The organism is Halarchaeum rubridurum (assembly GCF_014647115.1).
In the GTDB taxonomy this organism is placed as follows: Archaea; Halobacteriota; Halobacteria; order Halobacteriales; family Halobacteriaceae; genus Halarchaeum; species Halarchaeum rubridurum.
The window spans coordinates 83610-102330 of sequence record NZ_BMOO01000005.1 but is presented as its reverse complement, the minus strand read 5'-3'; the positions used below and the strand labels follow the sequence as shown (position 1 = coordinate 102330).

Below are 18721 nucleotides of genomic sequence, written 5' to 3'. Positions count from 1 at the left end.
ACCGACCACGGGATACACAGAGATAATACTTTCTCTTCTATATAATTACTACTACGCATCACTTTCGAGTCGGCGCGGGGGTGTGGGTACGCCACCCGAAGCCTCTTATGAACTAACGCCCTAGCGATGAGCGATGAGTGACACCGTCGACGACGTCGAACTCCCGTACGAGGAGGGGGCGCCTCAGCAGGAGAAGATCGAGGCCCTACGGGAGCGCCTCGACGTCCTCGAGGAGCAAAACGAGGAGATGCGCGACGAGCTCCTCGACGCGAACGCCGAGAACAACAAGTACCAGCAGAAGCTCGAACGCCTCACCCACGAGAACAAGAAGCTCAAGCAGTCCCCGCTGTTCGTCGCCACGGTCCAGGAGATGAACGACCGGGGTGCGATCATCAAACAGCACGGGAACAACCAGGAGGCGCTCACGGAGGTCACGGAGGAGCTCCGCGAGGACCTCGAACCGGGCGCGCGCGTCGCCGTCAACAACAGCCTCTCCATCGTGAAGCGACTGGACGACGAGGCCGACGTCCGCGCGCAGGTCATGCAGGTCGAGGAGTCGCCCACCGTCGGCTACGAGGACATCGGCGGCCTCGACGACCAGCTCCGCGAGGTCCGCGAGACCGTCGAGCTGCCCATGGAGAACCCCGGGCTCTTCGACAACGTCGGCATCCAGCCGCCGAGCGGCGTCCTCCTCTACGGCCCGCCCGGCACGGGGAAGACGATGATGGCGAAGGCCGTCGCCGCCCAGACGGACGCGACGTTCATCAAGATGGCCGGCAGCGAGCTCGTCCACAAGTTCATCGGCGAGGGCGCGAAGCTCGTCCGTGACCTCTTCCAGGTCGCCCGCGAGCACGAGCCCGCCGTCGTCTTCATCGACGAGATAGACGCCATCGCCTCCAAGCGCACGGACTCGAAGACCTCGGGCGACGCCGAGGTCCAGCGGACGATGATGCAGCTCCTCTCCGAGATGGACGGCTTCGACGAGCGCGGCGACATCCGCATCATCGCCGCCACCAACCGCTTCGACATGCTCGACCGCGCCATCCTCCGCCCCGGTCGCTTCGACCGCCTCATCGAGGTCCCCAAGCCCGACGAGGTGGGTCGCGCGAAGATATTCCGCATCCACACCCGCGACATGAACGTCGCGGACGACGTCGACTTCGAGGTCCTCGCGCGCGAGAGCGAGGAGCTCTCCGGCGCGGACGTGAAGGCCGTCACCACCGAGGCCGGGATGTACGCCATCCGCGACGACCGCACCGAGGTCCGGATGGGCGACTTCCGCAACGCCCTCGAAAAACTCGACCACGACGACGAACCGGACGTCTCGCGGACGTTCGCCTAGTCCTTCCCTTCTACTCCCGCGACTCCCCGAGGCGGTCGCGGCGCTCCTCGTACTCCTCGGTCGTGAGGTCGCCGCGCGCGTAGGCCGCGCGGAGTTCGGTCAGTGCTGCATCCTCACTCCCGTCTTCGCCCTCGTCCGCGACGCCGAGCACCCGGTACGCGACGTAGCCGAGACCGAGCAGGAGCGCGAGCGGGACGAGGAGGCCGAGGAGCCAGCCGCCCGTTCCGCCGCCGTACATGCCCCCGTACATCCCGCCGCCGTGCATCCCGCCGTACGCCCCGCCCATCGCGAACGGCGTGACGAACAGCGCCCCGAGCAGGGGGAGGGCGAGGAGCACGACGCCGATACCGACGACCGCCTTCAGCCAGTCCTCCATGCGTGGGGAGTGGAGCGCCGCGAAGAAAAACGTCCGCGTCGCCGCGGGCCCATCGCGGGCCGATTACGGGACTACTGCGCGTCGACGATGTCGCCGATCTGTCTCGCCTCGCCGGAGAGGTGGGGGTCCTTCTCGACGATGCGCAGCACCTCGTGGTCGGTGACGTCGAAGTAGTCCTTCTGCGTGGCGTCCTCGACGAGGTCGCGTTCGAGGCGGAACTCGGTGCCCTCGTAGACGACGTCGACGCCGTCCTCGGTGAAGGAGAGCGTGGTCATATCCGACCGGAGGGGGTGGACGCGTAAAAACGGCGCGTCGGCGGGTCGTCCGACGAGTCCTTTATTGCGGTGGGGTGGCTCCGTAGGGGCGTGTTCGGTTCGGAGCCACTCGACCGGTTGCGGCTGCCCGACGGGACGACCGTCGAGGAGCACGACCTCGTGAACGAGGGGGACGTCCTCGTCGGCGGGCAGAGCACCGTCGAGTTCGGCGTCCGGGGGCGAAACGTCGTCGCGGGGGAGCGCGCGCGCTTCGGTGGCGACATCGAGGCCGAGGCGGACGTCCGACTCGATATGTGGAGCGACGTCGAGGGCAACGTCCTCGCGGGCGGCGACGCCTACCTCGGCGAGCGCGCGCACATCGCGGGCCGCCTCGTCGTCGGCGGCGACCTCGACATCGGCGACGACGTCGACATCGAGGAGGGCTTCGAGGCCAACGGCTGGATCGTCATCCGCAATCCGATGCCGACCGTCGTCTTCTTCATGGCCTATCTCGCCCAGCTCCTGCGGCTCGGCGAGGAGGCAGAGGCCCAGGAGCTCATCGACGAACTCAGCAGCGACGCGGACGCGCCGCCGATCACCATCCCGCGCGGGGCGCACGTGAGCGACGACGCGTGGCGCGCCTCGACGCCCGCGGAGATCGGCGCGGCGTGCCGTCTCCACGGGAACGTCCGCGCGACGGAGATCGAGGTCGGCGCGGAGTCGAACCTCTTCGGGAGCCTGCGCGCGCAGGACGACATCGTCGTCGGCGTCGACACGAAGGTCCACGGGGACGTGACGACGCGCGGCGGCGACGTCTACGTCCGCGAGGGCGCGCTCATCCTCGGCGACGTCTCCGGGGAGAACGTCGTCGTCCACCCGGACGCGGACATCGACGGGGGCATCCGGGCGCGCGGCGAGATGACGCTGGACCGGGAGCCGACGCGCGATCCCGAGTGAGGTAGCTATTTGCGCCCGGCGACGAAGGGCCGACCATGAGCGACGACGACGACACGACGCCGAGCGCGCACCACTACGGCATCACGGTCTCGGACCTCGACGAATCGCTCGCCTTCTACCGCGACGTGTTGGGCCTCGACGTCATCTCCGAGTTCTCCGTGGGCGGCGAGGCGTTCGCGGAGGGGGTCGGCGTCGACGGGGCGAGCGCGGAGTTCGCACACCTCGACGCGGGCGGCACGCGGGTCGAACTCGTCAGCTACGACCCGGAGGGCGCGGACCGGCGCGGCGGCATGGTGAACGACACGGGCGCGATTCACCTCGGGCTCTCCGTCCCGGACGTCGAGGCGTTCCACGAGTCGCTGTCCGACGACGTGGAGACGGTCGCGGACGGCCCGCGAACCACGGCGAGCGGGACGACGATCCTCTTCGTGCGCGACCCCGACGGGACCCCGGTCGAAATCCTCGAGGCCTGAACCGGGACGGAAGCGAAACGGCCTTTCGCGTCGTCGCATAGGGTAGCGTATGCTCTCCCTCGCGCTCGCCGGCAAGCCGAACGCCGGCAAGTCGACCTTCTACACGGCGGCGACGATGGCGGAGGTCCAGATGGCGAACTACCCGTTCACGACCATCGACGCGAACCGCGGCGTCACGCACGTCCGGACGACCTGCCCCTGCACGAGCCTCGACGAACGCTGCGGGGGCGAACACTGCCGCGACGGGACGCGCTACGTCCCCGTCGAGTTGCTCGACGTCGCGGGCCTCGTCCCGGGCGCGCACGAGGGGCGCGGCCTCGGGAACCAGTTCCTCGACGAGCTGACGAACGCGGACGCCATTCTGAACGTCGTCGACGCCTCCGGCGGGACGAACGCGGAGGGCGAACCGGTCGAGGTCGGGACGCACGACCCACTCGACGACATCGACTTCGTGGAGGAGGAGATGGACCTCTGGCTGGCGAGCATCGTCGAGCGCAACTGGGAGTCCGTCGAGCGCCAGTCGCGGAGTCCCGGCTTCGACATCGAGGAGGCCGTCACGGACCTCCTCACGGGCTTCGGCGCGACGGAGTACGACGTGATGGCGACGCTGCGCGAGCTCGACTACCCCGAGGACCCGATCCAGTGGACGGACGCCGACCGCGAGGCGCTCGCGCGCGACGTTCGTCAGCGGACGAAACCCATCGTCGTCGTGGCGAACAAGATCGACGTCGCGCCCGACGAGTACGTCGAGCGCCTGCTCGCCCTCGACAAGCCCGTGATTCCGGCGACCGCGCAGGGCGAGCTCGCGCTCCGCCGCGGGGCGGACGCGGGCGCCATCGACTACGACCCGGGCGACGAGACCTTCGACGTGACCGGCGACCTCCCCGAGGAGCAGGCGACGCTCCTCGCCGAACTCCGCGACACGATGGCCGAGTACGGCGGCACCGGGGTGCAGGCGGCCCTGAACGGCGCGGTCTACGACCTCCTCGAACACCTCACGGCGTACCCGGTGCAGGACGCCGCGAAGTGGACGGACGGGACGGGCAACGTCCTCCCCGACGCCTTCTTGCTCCCGCACGGCTCGACGCCGAAGGACCTCGCGTACGCCGTCCACTCGGACATCGGCGACGGCTACCTCCACGCGATGAACGCCCGGACCTCGCGGGAGGTCGCGGAGGATTACGAACTCGAAGAAGGCGACGTCATCAAGATCGTCAGCACCGCGAAGTAGGGTAGCAAAGCGCGGCGTGCGACGTGCGGAAAAAGCGACGGCTCACGAAGCGTGACGACGCGCGGACCGTCCCGCTACGGTCCGGCCGTCGGGCGGGGCGGCCGCGCGCCCTCGTCGTTCCCGCGGATGATGCGCCCGACGAGGTCGTCCAGGTCGGGGGCACCACCGCGACGGTCCGGTTCGTCGCTCGGGTACGTCGGCACGGGCATGGTGCGATCCCCGCTGATATACTTTCTGGTAGAGGATATTGAAGCTTTTCCCGCGTCGCGGCCCGTCCCGGGGCGCGTAGCGGCCGGTCAGTCCGAGGGGTGCTCGACGCGGTCCTCCAGCGCGGCGAGCGCGTCGGCGACCTCGTCGGGGTCCTCACCCGTGACCTTCAGGCGATTCGGACCCTCGCCCGACGGATAGCTACCGACGACGACGTCGTAGGCGTCGCGGACCGCTGCGAGGTCCGGGCCGATGGCACCCTCGGGTGCGCTCGTGTAGGTTATCTCGGAGACGACGTCCCCGCCGAAGTCCTCGGCGACGAGGTCGAACATCGCGTGGACCTCGTCGGGGACCCCGGGGAAGACGTATATCGCGCCCTCGCCCCCGTCGTCGACGTCGCCGACCTTCGCGCCGGGGGAGAGGCCGGGTTCGTTCGGGATGACGCGTGCGCCCTCCGGAACGGTCGCCCACGCCTCGACGTCGAGGTCGAGTTCGAAGCGCTCTGCCTCCTCGGGGTTCGCGTCCCGATAGGCGCGCGCGGCGCGTTCGACGGCCTCGCGGGCCTCGTCGGGAACGTGGAGGTCGACGCCGGCGGCGTCCGCGACCGCGTCCATCGTCACGTCGTCGTGCGTTCCGCCGAGTCCGCCCGTGACGATGACGGCGTCGTACGCGTCGCGCCACTCCCGGACGTAGTCGGCGATGGTCTCGCGCTCGTCGGGGACGACGAGGACGCGCCTGACCGAGGCTCCGCGGGCGGAGAGCTGTCGGCCGAGCCACGTCGCGTTCGTGTTCTCCGTGTCGCCGGCGAGCAGTTCGTCGCCGACGGTGAGTATCGCAACGTCCATGCGTGAGTGCAGGACCGGGGGCGGATTAAGCCGTGTGGCAGCGGCGGAACGCGGCCCCAAAACACGACCGACCGGCGTGTCACACACGGACCATGACGGCATTCGGCTACGCGCTGTCGAGCGAGGAACACGGCGGGAGCGAGCTGGCGGCGCTCGCCGCCGACGCCGAGGCTCGGGGCTTCGACTTCGCGCCGATATCGGACCACTATCACCCGTGGATACGCCAGCAGGGCGAGGCCCCGTACGTGTGGAGCACGCTCGGCGCGGTCTCGGAGACGACCGACGACATCGAGGTCGGAACGGGCGTCACCGCGCCCATCATCCGCGAGCACCCGGCGAACCTCGCGCAGGCGGCGGCGACGACCGCCTCGATGCTCGACGGCCGGTTCTTCTTCGGCGTCGGGACCGGCGAGCGCCTGAACGAGCACGTCACCGGCGAGAAGTGGCCGCCACACCACGTCCGCCTGGAGATGTTGGAGGAGGCCGTCGGCGTGATCCGCGACCTCTGGAGCGGCGAGATGGTGAGCCACCGCGGCGAGCACTACACGGTGGAGAACGCCCAGCTGTTCACCCTCCCGGACGAGACGCCGCCCGTCCACGTCTCCGCGTACGGCGAGCGCACCGCGCGGACGGCCGCCGCGGTCGGCGACGGCCTCGTCTGCGTCGGTCCGCAGGCGTCGGTCGTCGACGCCTACCGGGACGCGGGCGGCGAGGGACCGACGTACGGCCAGCTCGCCGTCTGTTACGCCGAGACCGAGGCGGACGCCGTCGAGACGGTCTACGACTGGTGGCCGACGGGGGAACTCCCGGGCGGCGTGAGCTCGGAGCTGCCGACGCCCGCCCACTTCGAGCACGCCTGCGAGGACGTGACGCGCGACGACGTCCGCGACGGCCACACGCTCACCGACCCCGACCCGGACGCGCACATAGCGGCCCTTCAGGAGTTCGTCGACGCGGGCTACGACCACGTCTACGTCCACAACGTCGGACCGGACCAGGCGGCCTTCTTCGACTTCTACGAGGAGGAGGTCCTGTCGGCGTTCTGAACGCGGTCGGCGGCGGTCTCGACGACGCCGTCGAGGTGTGCGCCCTGGTCGCGCACGAGTCGCGCGGCGGCCGTCTCGGCGTCCACCCACCGACACTCGTAGACGAGGCCGTCGTCCTCGCCGCCGCCCGTGACCTCGTGCGTCCACCGGTCCGGTGCCGAGTCGGCGCGGACGTGGTAGAAATACCGGCGATAGGCCTTCGGCTTCGTCGGGTGTGGCCACTCGTCGGTCGCCACCCGTCGCCGGAGCGTCGCGTCGGCGAGCCCGGTCTCCTCGCGGAGCTCGCGCAGGACGGCGTCCGCGGGGTCCTCGCCCGGTTCGACCCCGCCCTTCGGGACCTGCGGGCCCTCGCCGGTCGGCGGGTCGAAGACGAGGAGTTCCGTCCCCCCGGCTCGCGTCACGTACGCGTACGCCTTCTCCTCGACCCGGCGCGATGCGTCAGACATACCCTCGACTTCGGGCGAGCGGGGCTAAAACCCCGTGGTGCCAGCGCGCCTACCGGACCGCCGCGGTCGCCTCGCGCATCGCCTCTATCGCGGCCTCGATGTTCTCCATGCTCGTCGCGTAGGAGATTCGGGCGTACCCCTCGCCGCGCTCGCCGAACGCGCCGCCGGGGACGACGACGACGCCGCGGTCGAGCACCGCGTCGACCCAGCCGTCGGGCACCTCGGGCATCGCGTAGAACGCGCCCTTCGGCGTCGGGACGTCGAGACCCATGTCTTCGAGGCCGTCGAGGAGGACGTCGCGGCGCTCCTCGAACGCCGCGACCATCTCGTCGACGGGGTCCTGCGGGCCGGTGAGCGCCGCCTCCGCGGCGTACTGCGCCGGCGCGGACGCGCAGGCTTGGGCGTACTGGTGGACGCGGAGCATCCGCTCGACGCGCTCCGAGTCGCCCGTGACCCACCCGAGACGCCACCCCGTCATCGAGTACGTCTTCGAGCAGGCGTTCACGACGACGACGTTCCCCGCGTCGTCGTACGCGCGTGGCGAGCGGTGTTCGCCCTCGAAGACGATGTGCTCGTACACCTCGTCGCTGATGCAGAGCACGTCGTGCTCGGCGGCGATGCGCGCGAACTCGCGCATGTCCTCCGGGGGCGACACCGCGCCCGTCGGGTTCGCGGGGGAGTTCACGATGAACGCCGCCGTGTCCTCCGTGATGTACTCCTCGACCGTCGCGGGGTCGAGCGTCAGGTCGTCGCGCAGCGGGAGACCGACGGGCGTGCCGCCCGCGAGCTTCGTCAGCGCGTCGTAGGAGACGAAGCCGGGGTCGGGGAAGAGTACCTCCTCGCCCTCGTCGACGTGCGCCTCGATGGCGAGGTGGAGCGCCTCGCTTCCCCCCGAGGTGGCGATGACGTCCTCGGGCGACGCCGTGAACGCGTTGTCGCGGCCGTGTTTCTCGGCGATCGCCGCGCGGAGGCTCGCCGTCCCCTTGTTCGACGTGTAGCCGTCGGCCTGGCCGGCCTCGATGGCGTCTATCGCGCCCTGGCGGGCGTGCTCCGGCGTCGGGAAGTCCGGTTGGCCGAGCCCGAGGTTGATCGCGTCCTCGCTCGCCGCCTCGAACACCTTGCGGATGCCGCTGATGTCGATAGCCTCGACGCGTCGGGAGAAGTCGCTCATGCGTGAGGGGGCGGCGCGCACCCGATTAAAGGGACCGGCTTCCGACGGCGGCGGGAATCGGACGCCGGCGTCGGCGGACGTGCGATGGCGGACGGACGACGCGCTCTCCGGCGCTCGGGTGCGTCGTCTCGTCGCGTGGCCCGAGCGCCGCCGTGGCTACGTGATACGCGCTACTTGTCCCGCGCTCGTAGATGAAGGGCCGGTCGGGGGAGGAAGCGCGGGGAAGGCGGTGCGAAGGTGAGACGACCACCGGGGGCCGAGCGGCGGTTACAGCGAGTTCTTGATCTTCTCGAAGAAGCCCTGCTCGACCTCGATTTCCTCGCCGCCGGCCTCCGCGAAGGCCTCCAGGGCCTCGCGTTGCTCCTCGTTGAGCGACTCGGGGGTGACGACTTGGACGGTGACGTAGAGGTCGCCGTCGCCGCGCCCGCGGAGACGGGGCATCCCCTTCCCGCGCAGGCGGAAGCGCTCGCCGCTCTGGGTGCCCTCGGGCACCTCGAACTCGACCTCGCCGTCGAGCGTCGGCACCTGAATCGTCGCGCCGAAGACGGCCTGCGGGAACGAGATGGGGTGGCGGTGTTCGAGGTCCGCGCCGTCGCGCTCGAAGTCCGGGTGCGACTGGACGGAGACCTCGATGAGGAGGTCGCCGTTCGGGCCGCCGTTCTCGCCGGGCGCGCCCTCGCGCTCCATGCGGAGGGTCTGCCCGTCGGCGATGCCGGCGGGGACCTCGACGGTGAGCGTCGCCTCGCGGCGGACCGTCCCGTCGCCGTTACACTCGTCGCAGCGCTCGCTGTATATCTGGCCCTCGCCGCCACAGCGCCGACACGTCTGGCGCTGCTGGACGCGGCCCAAGGGCGTCTGCTGGACGGTCGTCGTCTGCCCCTGCCCGTCGCACTCGGGACAGGTGCGGACGTCGGCGTCGGCGGGGTGGCCGCTCCCGCCACACTCCGTGCAGGACTCGGGGCGCGTGACGGTGAGCTGCTTCGTCGCGCCGTCGTGGGCCTCTTCGAGGTCGATGTCCATGCGCGTCCGGAGGTCTTGGCCCTGCTGGGGGCGGTTCGGGTCCCGCGAGCGCCCGCCGCCGCCGAAGAACTGCTCGAAGATGTCGTTCATCCCGCTGGCGCCGCCCATGCCGCCCATGCCGCCGGCGCCGCCCATGCCGCCCATGCCACCGGCACCACCCATGCCGCCGTCGCCGCCGGGGTCGGCGCCGTGCTTCTCGGCCTCCTCGTAGCGCTCGTGGCCGAGGCGGTCGTAGGCCTCGCGTTTGTCCTCGTCGGTGAGCACGTCCTTGGCCTTCTGGATCGTCTTGAACTTCTCCTCGGCGTCGGGCTCGTCGCTCACGTCCGGGTGGTACTGCTTGACCTTCTCGCGGTACGCCTTCTTGATCTCGCTCTCGTCGGCGTCACGACTGACCCCGAGCGCGTCGTAGAAGTCCTGGCTCATCGGGTAGTAACGGAGGTAGTGTCCGGAGGGGGTTAGGCGTTAGTTCTCGTCGGCGTCCGACTCATCGTCCGATTCGTCAACGTCACCAGAACGCTTCGCGTTCTGGTTGGCTGACGAATCGCTACGTGATTCGTCAACGTCCTCGAAGTCGGCGTCGACGAAGTCCTCGGCGTCGACGTCCTCGGGGTCCATGTCGCCCATGTCGCCCATACCGCCCATGCCACCGGCACCGGCGCCCGCACCGCCCGCGCCGGCCTGCTGCTGGTAGGCCTGCTTGCCGATCTCCTGGAGGTCCTCGCTGAGGGCCTCGGTGGCGTCCTGGATGGCCTCGGTCTCGGCGTCCTCGTCCTCGAGGAGTGCCTCGATGTCGTCGATGTCGGCCTCGATGGTCTCCCGGGTCTCCGCGTCGACCATCTCCTCGTTCTCCTCTAAGAGCGTCTCGGCGCGCTGAACGGCGGTCTCGGCCTCGTTGCGGGCCTCGATGCGCTCGCGGCGCTCCTCGTCCTCGGCGGCATGTTCCTCCGCTTCCTCCTGCATCCGCTCGATCTCCTCGTCGCTGAGGCCCGCACCGCCCTCGATGGTGATGTCCTCGGAGTTACCCGAGCCCTGGTCCTCGGCGGAGACGTGGACGATGCCGTCCGCGTCGATCTCGAAGGAGACCTCGATCTGCGGGGTACCCGCGGGCGCGGGCGGGATGCCGGTGAGCTGGAACGCGCCGAGGAGCTCGTTCTCCTCCGCGATTTCGCGTTCGCCCTGGAAGACGCGAATCTGGACGCTCTGCTGGTTGTCCGCGGCGGTCGTGAACACCTTCGAGGCCTCCGTGGGGATGGTGGTGTTCTTCTCCACGAGGCGCTCGAAGAGCCCGCCTTTCACCTCGATACCGAGGCTGAGGGGCGTGACGTCGAGGAGGACGACGTCGTCGACGTCACCGGAGAGCACGCCGCCCTGGACGGCCGCGCCGAGCGCGACGGCCTCGTCGGGATTGACGGACTTCCGGGGTTCCTGGCCGACGACCTCCTCGACCTTCTCCTGGACCTGGGGCATCCGCGTGGAGCCACCGACGAGCACGACGTCGTCGATGTCGCTCGCGTCGAAGCCCGCGTCGGAGAGGGCCTGCTGCGTCGGGCCGACGGTGCGCTCGATGAGGTCGCTCGTGATCTTCTCGAACGTCGCGCGCGTCACGTCCTGTTCGAGGTGGACGGGGCCGTCGTCCGTCGCCGTGATGAACGGGAGGTTGACGGTCGTCTCCTTGCGACTGGAGAGTTCGATCTTCGCCTCCTCGGCGGCGTCCTTCAGGCGCTGGAGGGCCTGTCGGTCCTCGCGGAGGTCGATGCCGTGTTCGTTTTCGAACTCGTCGGCGAGGTGATCGATGAGGGCCTCGTCCCAGTCGTCCCCACCGAGGTCGTTGTCGCCGTTCGTGGCGATGACGTCGTACGCGCCCTCGGCGATTTCGAGGACGGAGACGTCGAACGTCCCGCCGCCGAGGTCGTAGACGAGCACCGTGTTCTCGCCCTCCTCGTCGAGGCCGTACGCCATCGAGGCCGCCGTGGGCTCGTTGACGATGCGCTCGACGTCGAAGCCCGCGATCTGGCCGGCGTTCTTCGTCGCCTGGCGCTGCTTGTCGTTGAAGTACGCCGGGACCGTGATGACGGCCTTCTCAACGTCGTCGCCGAGGTAGTCCTCGGCGTCGCGCTTTATCTTCTGGAGGATGCGCGCGCTGACCTCCTCGGGCGTGTACTCATCGTCGCCGAGTTCGACCGTGTAGTCCTCCTCGCCCATGTGGCGCTTGATGGAGGCGACGGTCTGGTCCGGGTTCTGCACGGCCTGGTTCTTCGCGGGTTTCCCGACGAGGAGTTCGCCGTCGTCCCACGCGACGACGGAGGGCGTCGTCCGCTCGCCCTCGCTGTTGGCGATGATCTCGGGCTCGCCGCCCTCCATCACCGCGAACGCGCTGTTCGTGGTACCGAGGTCGATACCGAGAATCTTCTGACTGGCCATCTTGGGCGGTGATAAGTCGCCGTTTCGGTTTAAAGCTTGCTAGTGTGGACGCCTCACACGACCGCCAACGAACGCGAATACGAGCGTTTCGGGCCCTGCGAACGCCGCGTAGCGCTGGATTTATGGTGAACCGGTAAGCGAGCGGTCGCGTCGGTCGGCGTCGCGCTCCGCGGCCCGGGACCTCGGTCGCCGCATTCGCCGCTCGCCCCGTCGTCGCTCGCCGCCCCGTCGGCCCGCCGGCGCGCCGGCGCGCCGACCCTCGGCGTTCTTCGCCACCGCTCCTCGCTGTTTCGTTACTCGTCGTCGCCCGCGTCGCCCGCACCCGAGCCGTCGCTCACCGTCACCTGCGCCGCGCGCAGGACCTTCTCGCCCATCTCGTACCCCGGGCGGTACACCTCGGCGACCGTCCCCTCGGGTTCGTCGCTCGACACCTGCAACATCACCTCGTGGCGGTGCGGGTCCGTCTCCGTCCCGGGTTCGGGCGCGATCTCCGCGACGCCCTCGTCCTCGAAGACCCGGTCGAGTTCGCGCTTCGTCATCTCGACGCCCTCGCGCAGCGAGTCGGCGTCGCCCGACTCCTCCGAGAGCGCCCGCGTGAGGTTGTCCCGGACGTCGAGCAGGCGCGTCACGAGGTCCTCCGTCGCACGCTCCTCCGTCTCCGCCTGCTTGCGCTTCGCGCGCTTCTTGTAGTTCTGGAAGTCCGCCTGGACGCGCTGGAGCCGTTCTTCGAGGTCCTCAACTTCGGCTTCGAGGTCCTCCACGTCCTCCGCGAGGCGGTTGCGGTCGCCGACGACGTCCGCGACCTCCTCGGCGAGGTCCGCGTCGTACTCGGCGACGCGCTCGGCGAGCGGATCGTCGAGCGTCTCCGGGTCGGCCCCCTCGTCCGCGTCCGCCTCGGCGTCGCCCACTTCGGGGTCCTCCGCGTCGACCTCCACACCGTCGGCGTCGTCTGTCATGGCCGGAGGAAGCGCCCGACGCGGGATAAGGGTTTCAGAACGGCGTTCGAGGGACCTAAACGCGCGCCCGTCGAAGGGGCGGCCGATGACGGTCACGCTCGACTACGCGGACGGCACGGTGCGGGTCGGCGGCGACGCCGACGTCTACGGACGCCTCCCGTACGTCGAGCGCGACGAGCGCACCGACAGCGGCCGCGTCCCCGGCTACCGCTACGGCCCCCTCCGCGACCACCTCCGGACGCTCGGGACGACCGTCGAGGACGCGGTACCCGAGTGGGAGTCCCTCGACGTCGCCACGACGTACGAGCTCCGCGACTACCAGCGCGAGGCCCTCGACGCCTGGACGGCGAACGACCGGCGCGGCGTCGTCGAGCTCCCGACGGGCGCGGGCAAGACCATCCTCGCGCTGAAGGCCATCGAGTCCGTGGGCGAGACGGCGCTCGTCGTCGTCCCCACCATCGACCTCCTGAACCAGTGGCGCGAGGAGCTGGAGAGCGAGTTCGACTGCGAGGTCGGCCAGCTCGGCGGGGGCGAGCAGACCCTCGGGGCGATCACGGTCTCGACGTACGACTCCGCCTACCTCCGTGCGGACGAGCTCGGCGACCGCTTCGGGCTCGTCGTCTTCGACGAGGTCCACCACCTCGGCGGCGAGGGGTATCGGGACGTCGCGCGCCTGCTCGCCGCGCCCGCGCGCCTCGGCCTCACCGCGACGTTCGAGCGCCTCGACGGCGCACACGAGGTACTGGAGGAGCTCGTCGGCGACGTCGTCTACCGGCTCGACGTCGACGACCTCGCGGGCGACCACCTCGCCGCCTACGACGTCCGTCGCCTCGAAGTCCCGCTCACCCCCGAGGAACGCGAGCGCTACGAGGACGCGCAGGGCACCTTCACGGACTACCTCCAGCAGTCGAACATCACGTTCACCTCGGGGAGCGACTACCAGGAGCTCGTGAAGCGCTCGGGGACCGACCCGCGGGCGCGCGAGGCCCTGCTGGCGAAACAGCGGGCGCGCACCATCGTCCAGGAGTCCGACGCGAAGGTCGCCGAGCTCGCCTCGATCCTCGACCGCCACCGCGGGGACCGCGTGATCGTCTTCACGGCCTCGACGGACCTCGTCTACCGGCTCTCCGAGCGCTTCCTGATCCCGCCGATCACGCACGAGACGGGCGCGAAAGAGCGCCGCGAGATACTGCGAAAGTTCCGCGCGGGGACGTACTCGCGGGTCGTGACCGCGAACGTCCTCGACGAGGGCGTCGACGTCCCGGACGCGAACGTCGCGGTCGTCTTCGCGGGCTCGGGGAGCGAGCGCGAGTTCACGCAGCGCCTCGGGCGCGTCCTCCGCCCGAAGGAGGACGGGTCGCGCGCGACGCTCTACGAACTCGTGAGCGAGGACACCGCCGAGGAGCGCGTCGCCGACCGGCGTCGGTAGGTCGACGTCCGCTGTTATTGCCCGCGCACCCGCCGGACGTCGCGTAGCGAGACGTGCGGCGTCACGCTCGGCGCGTCCGCGCGCCGGACGTCGTCGTAGGTCGCCCGCACGACCCGCGTGCTGTTCGGGTCGAGCGTCACGTCGGCGGTCCGTTCGCGCGTCCCCCCGTCGATTTCGGGGCCGAAGACGACCGTGGCGGCGTACGGGTCGGGTTCGACGTTCGAGACGACGGCCTCGACGACGAGCGCGCCCGCGTCGTCGAAGTCGACGTCGCTGCTCGCCACGAGCACCGGCGCGGCGTCGGCCGACGCGCCGAGACAGCCCGCGAGCCCGCAGAGGCCGGCGAGGCCGGCGCCGCGCGCGAGGAACGTCCGGCGGTCCATACGGGTCCGGTCGGTCCCCGGTGTCTTTTATCCGCCGGTCGCCAACGGGCGGTCGTGCTCACGAAGGACCTCCTGCGGGTGTCGCGCGCCGGCGGCGGCTACCGGCCGCGCTTCGCCGACGCGGACGACACCGCCGTCGCCGACCGGGTCCTCGACGCCTACCGGGACGCCGTCGGCGCGGAGCGGGCGACGCTGACCGACGCCCTCACCGCCCTCGAACGCGACGCGCCCGACTTCAAGCTCGTCCGGGGCTTCGCCAAGCTCGTCGAGCGCGACGCGACCTTCGAGGTGCGCGCCGCGGTCGAACCCCGAACGGCCCGGAACGTCGCGTTCGCCGCGGCGGAGGACGTCGGTGTCGTCACGGAGGCGGAGCGCGACGCCGCCCTCGCGGACGCGGCCGAGCGCCTCGACGAGACCCCCGACGGCGTCCTGCGGAGCCTCCACGCCGACCGGGAGTCCCGCGAGGTGCTCGCCGCGCTCGACCCGCGCTGGGACGCCGAAGCCCTCGTCGCGCAGTACAACCTCTCGCTCGCGCAGACCGCGCTCTTCGACGCGACCGAGGTCCGCGTCCGTACCGACGACCCCCGCTCGCTCGTCCTCGCCATCAAGCGCCTCGGCCTCCTCTACGAGGTCCGGGAGCTCGAGGGCGGCGTCGGCCGCGAGGTCGTCCTCACCGGCCCGGACGCGCTCTTCCGCCGCACGAGACGGTACGGCACCCGCTTCGCGCGCGTCCTCCGCGCCGTCGTCGGGCGCGAGACGTGGCGAATCGAGGCGACCGTCGACGACCGGGGCACCGAGCGGACGATGGTCCTCTCCGACGCCGACCCGCTGCGCGTCCCCGACGCAGACCCCGTCACCGACGTCTCCTACGACAGCGGCGTCGAGCGCGAGTTCGCGGCGCGCTTCGATGCCCTCGACCTCGACTGGGACCTCGTGCGCGAGCCCGACCTCCTCGACGCCGGCGAGCGCCTGATGGTCCCGGACTTCGCCTTCGACTACCGCTACGCCGACTTCAGGGTGTACTTCGAGATAATGGGGTTCTGGACGCCCGAGTACGTCGCGAAGAAACTCGAACAACTCGACGCGACGGACGTCGAGCTGCTCGTCGCCGTCGACGAGTCGCTCGGCGTGGGCGACGAGGTCGAGACGCGCGACCACCGCGCGATTCCCTACACGGGGTCGGTGCGCGTGAAGGACGTCGTGGACGCCCTCCGCGAGTTCGAGGCGGAGCTGGAGACGGCGGCGAGCGACGACCTCCCCGACGAACTCGTCCCCGACGCGGACGTCGTCGCCCTCGACGCCCTCGCGGAGTCCTACGGCGTGCCCGTCGAGGCCGTCGAGTCCCGGACGTTCCCCGAGCACGACCTCGTCGGGCGGACGCTCGTCCGACCCGACGTGCTCGACGCCCTCCGCGAGGAGGTGGCGGCGGGGATGGCGCTCGACGAGGCCGAAGCGCGTATCGAGGCGCACGGGCTGACGGAGACGAGCGCCGTGCTCGCCGCGCTCGGCTATCGCGTGGAGTGGGAGGGGCTCGGCGGCGGCGTGGTGCGCGAGAAGGAGGCGTAGGACCTAAAACTCCCGGCGGCGGCCCTTCGGTATCATCGAGCGGAGTTCGCCGTGGAGGTAGAGACCGACGCCGAGCGGTTCGCGTCGCGCGCTCCCCTCGTCGCTCGCCTCGCCGGTCGTACCTCGCGTCTCCGCCGCGCCGGCCGCGACGTCGTGGGCGGCGATGAGGTACCCCCAGTCGCCGTCCCACGCGAGGTCCTGGTCCTCGCCCGCGACGAACGCCTCGGCGGCCTCGCGCGTGAGGTCGATCACGTTCCGCGTCGCGTGGCGGCCGAAGCGCTGGGCGGCGTTCGTCGTCGGCTTCCAGTGCTCCTGGCGGGTGCGGAGGAACGTCATCCCGAGCGACTCGACCGCGAGGCCGTCGGGCACGTCGCTCGCCGCGATCCATATCTTCCCCGCGCCCTTCTCCCAGAAGGTGTAGGGCGCGAGGACGTCGCGGGGGACGCCGAAGCGCTCCTCCCAGTAGTCGAGGACGGCCGCCCGGGTCGCGCGTCCCTCGACCGCGCGTTCGTCCGCGTTCGCGGGCAGGCGCTCGAAGCGGTGGCTCGTGTTGCCGTCCGCCATCAGGCACCGACCTCCAGTTTTGCGCAGAAGAACCCGCCCGTGTCGTTCCGGTGGGGGTAGAAGCGCTTGGCCTTCGTCAGCGAGTCGTCGTACGTCTCGTCCGCCCACGCGGTGAGGCCGGGGTCGGCGTCGAGGCCGACGTCGAAGTCCACGAGTTCGACGGGTTCGTCGTCGAGGACGCGGTCGAGGACGCCCTCGTTCTCCTCGGGCGCGAACGTACACGTCGAGTAGACGACGGTCCCGCCCTCGCGGGTGAGGCGTATCGCGCGCCGGAGGATGTCGGTCTGGAGCGCGGCGATGTTCAGACTCGCCTCGCGGCCGACGGTGTCGAGGGCGTCCGCGTTCTTCCGAATCGTCCCCTCGCAGGTGCAGGGGACGTCCGCGAGCACGGCGTCGAAGGCGTCGATACCGAACCCCTCGGTCGTGAAGCGCCGCGCGTCCTCGTTCGTCACGGCGACGCAGGTCGCGCCGAGGCGCTCGGCGTTCGAGCGCAGCGCCGAGAGCCGCCCGAGGTTGTCGTCGTTCGCCACGAGCAGGCCCGTGTCGTCGAGCAGGTCGGCGAGCTGCGTCGTCTTCGACCCCGGCGCGGCGCAGGTGTCCCACACCGCGTCGCCCGGGCTCGGGTCGAGGACGCGGGCGGGGATCGCCGAGACCTCCTCCTGTCCGTGAATCCAGCCGTGGAAGTACGGCCACGTGTTCCCGGGTTTGTCCGTGTCGACTTCGAGGACGGCGGGGTTCCACGCGCGGCGCGTCACGCCCACGCCCTCGGCCGCCAGCGCCGCGACCGCCCGGTCCGGGTCGGCCTTGATGCCGTTCGCGCGGACGACCGTGGGGAGCGGGCGCTCGCACGCCTCGCGGAACGCCGCGTAGTCGTCGATGATGGGCTCGTAGCGTTCGAGCGCGTCCATTCGTGTCCGTCCACTCGCGCCCCCGGCGCTTGGGGGTTGCGTTTCGCCCGGTGGGCCGGGTCGCCCCCCGTCCGCCCCCGCCGTGCCCCCGGACTTATCCCCCTCGCGCGAGTCGTCGCCCCCATGGCACGCGTCAGAGAACGAGTCGAGTTCGACCTCGACGACCCCGTGCTCGTCGAGGGACTGCCGGGCGTCGGCCTCGTCGGGAAGATCGCCACCGACCACCTCGTCGATCAGTTCGACATGGCGTACGTCGGGAGCGTCGACTGCGAGGGGCTCCCGGAGGTCGCCGTCTACGGCGAGGGCGACTACACCGCGCGCCCGCCCGTCCGCCTCTACGCCGACGAGGAGCGCGACCTGCTCGCCCTCCAGGCCGACATCCCCGTCAACCGCGTCGCGGCCGCCGAGTTCGCCGAGTGCGTCACCGACTGGGTGACGGACGTGGGCGCGACACCGCTCTACCTCAGCGGTTTCCCCGACCAGGAGGACGACCCCGCACACGTCCCCGAGGTGTTCGGCGTCGCGACCGGCGAGGGGGCCGCGGTCCTCGACGAACACGGCATCGACGCCCCGCCCGAGCAGGGCGTCGTCGGCGGCCCCACGGGCGCGCTCATCAACCGCGCGGACGTCAACGACCTCACCGGCGTCGGCATCGTCGTCGAGTCCGACCCGCAGTTCCCCGACCCCGCCGCGTCCAAACAGCTCATCGACAAGGGCATCGAACCCATCGCCGACATCGACATCGAGACCGACACGCTCGTCGAGCAGGCCGAGCAGATTCGCGACCAGAAGGAGCAACTCGCCCAGCGGATGCAACAGGCCAGCGAGGAGGAGTCGAGTCAGGCGCAGTCGATGCGGATGTTCGAGTGACGGCGGCGTAACCCGAACCAACGCCCACGGTTCACCGCCGGGCCGTATCTTTTTGCGACGTGACGCACTATCGTCGTCCATGGGAGACGACGAGGAGAGGGCGGAGCTCAGCAAGAACTCGAAGAGCGGCGGGAACGACTCGAAGGGCTCGACGTCGGGAACGTCTCACGGTGGCAGAAGACCGTCCAGACGTACGTCAAGGACGGGCTGAACGACTTCACGAAGGAGTACTACGTCGAAATCGAGCTTTCGGGCG

20 protein-coding genes and 1 pseudogene are annotated in these 18721 nt (G+C 70.5%); 9 read left to right on the top strand and 12 right to left on the bottom strand.

Going from position 1 to position 18721, the window contains the following annotated elements:
* Positions 1-133: 133 nt before the first annotated feature.
* Entirely contained in the window at positions 134-1342 is a 1209-nt protein-coding gene (pan1, locus tag IEX84_RS11270) for a proteasome-activating nucleotidase Pan1 (RefSeq protein WP_188872683.1), read from the top strand.
* A gap of 10 nt (positions 1343-1352) precedes the next feature.
* Here the strand turns inward: pan1 and IEX84_RS11265 are convergent, their stop codons facing one another.
* Positions 1353-1718, bottom strand: a complete 366-nt coding sequence (locus IEX84_RS11265) for an SHOCT domain-containing protein (protein WP_188872682.1) — start codon at positions 1716-1718, stop codon at positions 1353-1355.
* 71 nt (positions 1719-1789) lie between these two features.
* The gene (locus tag IEX84_RS11260) at positions 1790-1993 is read right to left on the bottom strand and encodes a DUF5800 family protein (protein WP_188872681.1); all 204 of its coding nucleotides are present in this window, start codon (positions 1991-1993) and stop codon (positions 1790-1792) included.
* A 90-nt stretch (positions 1994-2083) separates the two neighbouring features.
* On the opposite strand from IEX84_RS11260, the gene IEX84_RS11255 reads away from it, so the two are divergent.
* The 3 genes from IEX84_RS11255 to IEX84_RS11245 are packed head-to-tail and all read left to right on the top strand — an operon-like array spanning position 2084 to position 4633.
* The gene (locus IEX84_RS11255) at positions 2084-2929 is read left to right on the top strand and encodes an acyltransferase (RefSeq protein WP_188872680.1); all 846 of its coding nucleotides are present in this window, start codon (positions 2084-2086) and stop codon (positions 2927-2929) included.
* 35 nt (positions 2930-2964) lie between these two features.
* On the top strand, positions 2965-3402 hold the full coding sequence (locus IEX84_RS11250; protein WP_188872679.1) for a VOC family protein: 438 nt from the start codon (positions 2965-2967) through the stop codon (positions 3400-3402).
* 49 nt (positions 3403-3451) lie between these two features.
* A complete protein-coding gene (locus IEX84_RS11245) occupies positions 3452-4633 on the top strand; it encodes a redox-regulated ATPase YchF (RefSeq protein ID WP_188872678.1) in 1182 nt (393 codons plus the stop codon).
* Between the two features lie 74 nt (positions 4634-4707).
* On the opposite strand, the gene IEX84_RS14760 is transcribed toward IEX84_RS11245, so the two are convergent.
* The gene (locus IEX84_RS14760) at positions 4708-4842 is read right to left on the bottom strand and encodes a hypothetical protein (RefSeq protein ID WP_268237659.1); all 135 of its coding nucleotides are present in this window, start codon (positions 4840-4842) and stop codon (positions 4708-4710) included.
* 87 nt (positions 4843-4929) lie between these two features.
* Positions 4930-5685 (bottom strand): competence/damage-inducible protein A, encoded by a 756-nt coding sequence (locus tag IEX84_RS11240; RefSeq protein WP_188872677.1) that lies wholly within the window; start codon positions 5683-5685, stop codon positions 4930-4932.
* A gap of 92 nt (positions 5686-5777) precedes the next feature.
* Between IEX84_RS11240 and IEX84_RS11235 the strand changes: the two genes are divergently transcribed.
* Positions 5778-6731 carry a TIGR03557 family F420-dependent LLM class oxidoreductase gene (locus tag IEX84_RS11235; protein WP_188872676.1) on the top strand — a complete coding sequence of 318 codons (954 nt, stop codon included), beginning with the start codon at positions 5778-5780 and terminating at the stop codon, positions 6729-6731.
* Here the strand turns inward: IEX84_RS11235 and IEX84_RS11230 are convergent.
* From IEX84_RS11230 to grpE, 5 genes and pseudogenes are all read right to left on the bottom strand, one after another.
* On the bottom strand, positions 6701-7177 hold the full coding sequence (locus IEX84_RS11230; RefSeq protein ID WP_188872675.1) for an NUDIX hydrolase: 477 nt from the start codon (positions 7175-7177) through the stop codon (positions 6701-6703). The two genes, IEX84_RS11235 and IEX84_RS11230, sit on opposite strands and share 31 nt — an antisense overlap.
* A gap of 49 nt (positions 7178-7226) precedes the next feature.
* Positions 7227-8348 (bottom strand): pyridoxal phosphate-dependent aminotransferase, encoded by a 1122-nt coding sequence (locus IEX84_RS11225; protein ID WP_188872674.1) that lies wholly within the window; start codon positions 8346-8348, stop codon positions 7227-7229.
* Between the two features lie 267 nt (positions 8349-8615).
* A complete protein-coding gene (gene dnaJ, locus IEX84_RS11220) occupies positions 8616-9791 on the bottom strand; it encodes a molecular chaperone DnaJ (protein WP_188872673.1) in 1176 nt (391 codons plus the stop codon).
* A gap of 129 nt (positions 9792-9920) precedes the next feature.
* Positions 9921-11789 (bottom strand): annotated as a pseudogene (gene dnaK / locus IEX84_RS11215) (molecular chaperone DnaK); the annotation flags it as partial.
* Between the two features lie 293 nt (positions 11790-12082).
* Positions 12083-12745, bottom strand: a complete 663-nt coding sequence (gene grpE / locus IEX84_RS11210) for a nucleotide exchange factor GrpE (protein WP_188872671.1) — start codon at positions 12743-12745, stop codon at positions 12083-12085.
* An 85-nt stretch (positions 12746-12830) separates the two neighbouring features.
* Here grpE and IEX84_RS11205 point away from each other — a divergent pair, with 85 nt between their 5' ends.
* Entirely contained in the window at positions 12831-14174 is a 1344-nt protein-coding gene (locus tag IEX84_RS11205) for a DEAD/DEAH box helicase family protein (protein WP_188872670.1), read from the top strand.
* Between the two features lie 14 nt (positions 14175-14188).
* Here the strand turns inward: IEX84_RS11205 and IEX84_RS11200 are convergent, their stop codons facing one another.
* Complete coding sequence (locus IEX84_RS11200) at positions 14189-14557, bottom strand: hypothetical protein (protein ID WP_188872669.1); 369 nt, start codon at positions 14555-14557, stop codon at positions 14189-14191.
* 54 nt (positions 14558-14611) lie between these two features.
* Between IEX84_RS11200 and IEX84_RS11195 the strand changes: the two genes are divergently transcribed.
* Positions 14612-16123 (top strand): DUF790 family protein, encoded by a 1512-nt coding sequence (locus IEX84_RS11195; RefSeq protein WP_188872668.1) that lies wholly within the window; start codon positions 14612-14614, stop codon positions 16121-16123.
* A 3-nt stretch (positions 16124-16126) separates the two neighbouring features.
* Here IEX84_RS11195 and IEX84_RS11190 read toward each other — a convergent pair whose 3' ends face one another.
* Positions 16127-16687: a DUF7122 family protein gene (locus tag IEX84_RS11190; RefSeq protein WP_188872667.1), complete on the bottom strand. Its 561-nt coding sequence runs from the start codon at positions 16685-16687 to the stop codon at positions 16127-16129.
* Complete coding sequence (locus tag IEX84_RS11185) at positions 16687-17595, bottom strand: RsmB/NOP family class I SAM-dependent RNA methyltransferase (protein WP_188872666.1); 909 nt, start codon at positions 17593-17595, stop codon at positions 16687-16689. Before IEX84_RS11185 ends, IEX84_RS11190 begins: the two co-directional genes overlap by 1 nt.
* Positions 17596-17718: 123 nt before the next feature.
* Between IEX84_RS11185 and IEX84_RS11180 the strand changes: the two genes are divergently transcribed.
* Positions 17719-18465, top strand: a complete 747-nt coding sequence (locus tag IEX84_RS11180) for a proteasome assembly chaperone family protein (RefSeq protein WP_188872665.1) — start codon at positions 17719-17721, stop codon at positions 18463-18465.
* Between the two features lie 79 nt (positions 18466-18544).
* On the top strand, positions 18545-18676 hold the full coding sequence (locus IEX84_RS14755) for a hypothetical protein (RefSeq protein ID WP_268237658.1): 132 nt from the start codon (positions 18545-18547) through the stop codon (positions 18674-18676).
* Positions 18677-18721: the final 45 nt, after the last annotated feature.

Coding starts and splice junctions, on each gene's coding strand:
- IEX84_RS11185 (WP_188872666.1), bottom strand. CDS start 17,595: ATGGACGCGCTCGAACGCTACGAGCCCATCATCGACGACTACGCGGCG.
- IEX84_RS11240 (WP_188872677.1), bottom strand. CDS start 5,685: ATGGACGTTGCGATACTCACCGTCGGCGACGAACTGCTCGCCGGCGAC.
- IEX84_RS11205 (WP_188872670.1), top strand. CDS start 12,831: ATGACGGTCACGCTCGACTACGCGGACGGCACGGTGCGGGTCGGCGGC.
- pan1 (WP_188872683.1), top strand. CDS start 134: ATGAGTGACACCGTCGACGACGTCGAACTCCCGTACGAGGAGGGGGCG.
- IEX84_RS14760 (WP_268237659.1), bottom strand. CDS start 4,842: ATGCCCGTGCCGACGTACCCGAGCGACGAACCGGACCGTCGCGGTGGT.
- IEX84_RS11225 (WP_188872674.1), bottom strand. CDS start 8,348: ATGAGCGACTTCTCCCGACGCGTCGAGGCTATCGACATCAGCGGCATC.
- IEX84_RS11260 (WP_188872681.1), bottom strand. CDS start 1,993: ATGACCACGCTCTCCTTCACCGAGGACGGCGTCGACGTCGTCTACGAG.
- IEX84_RS11250 (WP_188872679.1), top strand. CDS start 2,965: ATGAGCGACGACGACGACACGACGCCGAGCGCGCACCACTACGGCATC.
- IEX84_RS11235 (WP_188872676.1), top strand. CDS start 5,778: ATGACGGCATTCGGCTACGCGCTGTCGAGCGAGGAACACGGCGGGAGC.
- IEX84_RS14755 (WP_268237658.1), top strand. CDS start 18,545: ATGGGAGACGACGAGGAGAGGGCGGAGCTCAGCAAGAACTCGAAGAGC.
- IEX84_RS11180 (WP_188872665.1), top strand. CDS start 17,719: ATGGCACGCGTCAGAGAACGAGTCGAGTTCGACCTCGACGACCCCGTG.
- grpE (WP_188872671.1), bottom strand. CDS start 12,745: ATGACAGACGACGCCGACGGTGTGGAGGTCGACGCGGAGGACCCCGAA.
- IEX84_RS11190 (WP_188872667.1), bottom strand. CDS start 16,687: ATGGCGGACGGCAACACGAGCCACCGCTTCGAGCGCCTGCCCGCGAAC.
- IEX84_RS11265 (WP_188872682.1), bottom strand. CDS start 1,718: ATGGAGGACTGGCTGAAGGCGGTCGTCGGTATCGGCGTCGTGCTCCTC.
- dnaJ (WP_188872673.1), bottom strand. CDS start 9,791: ATGAGCCAGGACTTCTACGACGCGCTCGGGGTCAGTCGTGACGCCGAC.
- IEX84_RS11230 (WP_188872675.1), bottom strand. CDS start 7,177: ATGTCTGACGCATCGCGCCGGGTCGAGGAGAAGGCGTACGCGTACGTG.
- IEX84_RS11200 (WP_188872669.1), bottom strand. CDS start 14,557: ATGGACCGCCGGACGTTCCTCGCGCGCGGCGCCGGCCTCGCCGGCCTC.
- IEX84_RS11245 (WP_188872678.1), top strand. CDS start 3,452: ATGCTCTCCCTCGCGCTCGCCGGCAAGCCGAACGCCGGCAAGTCGACC.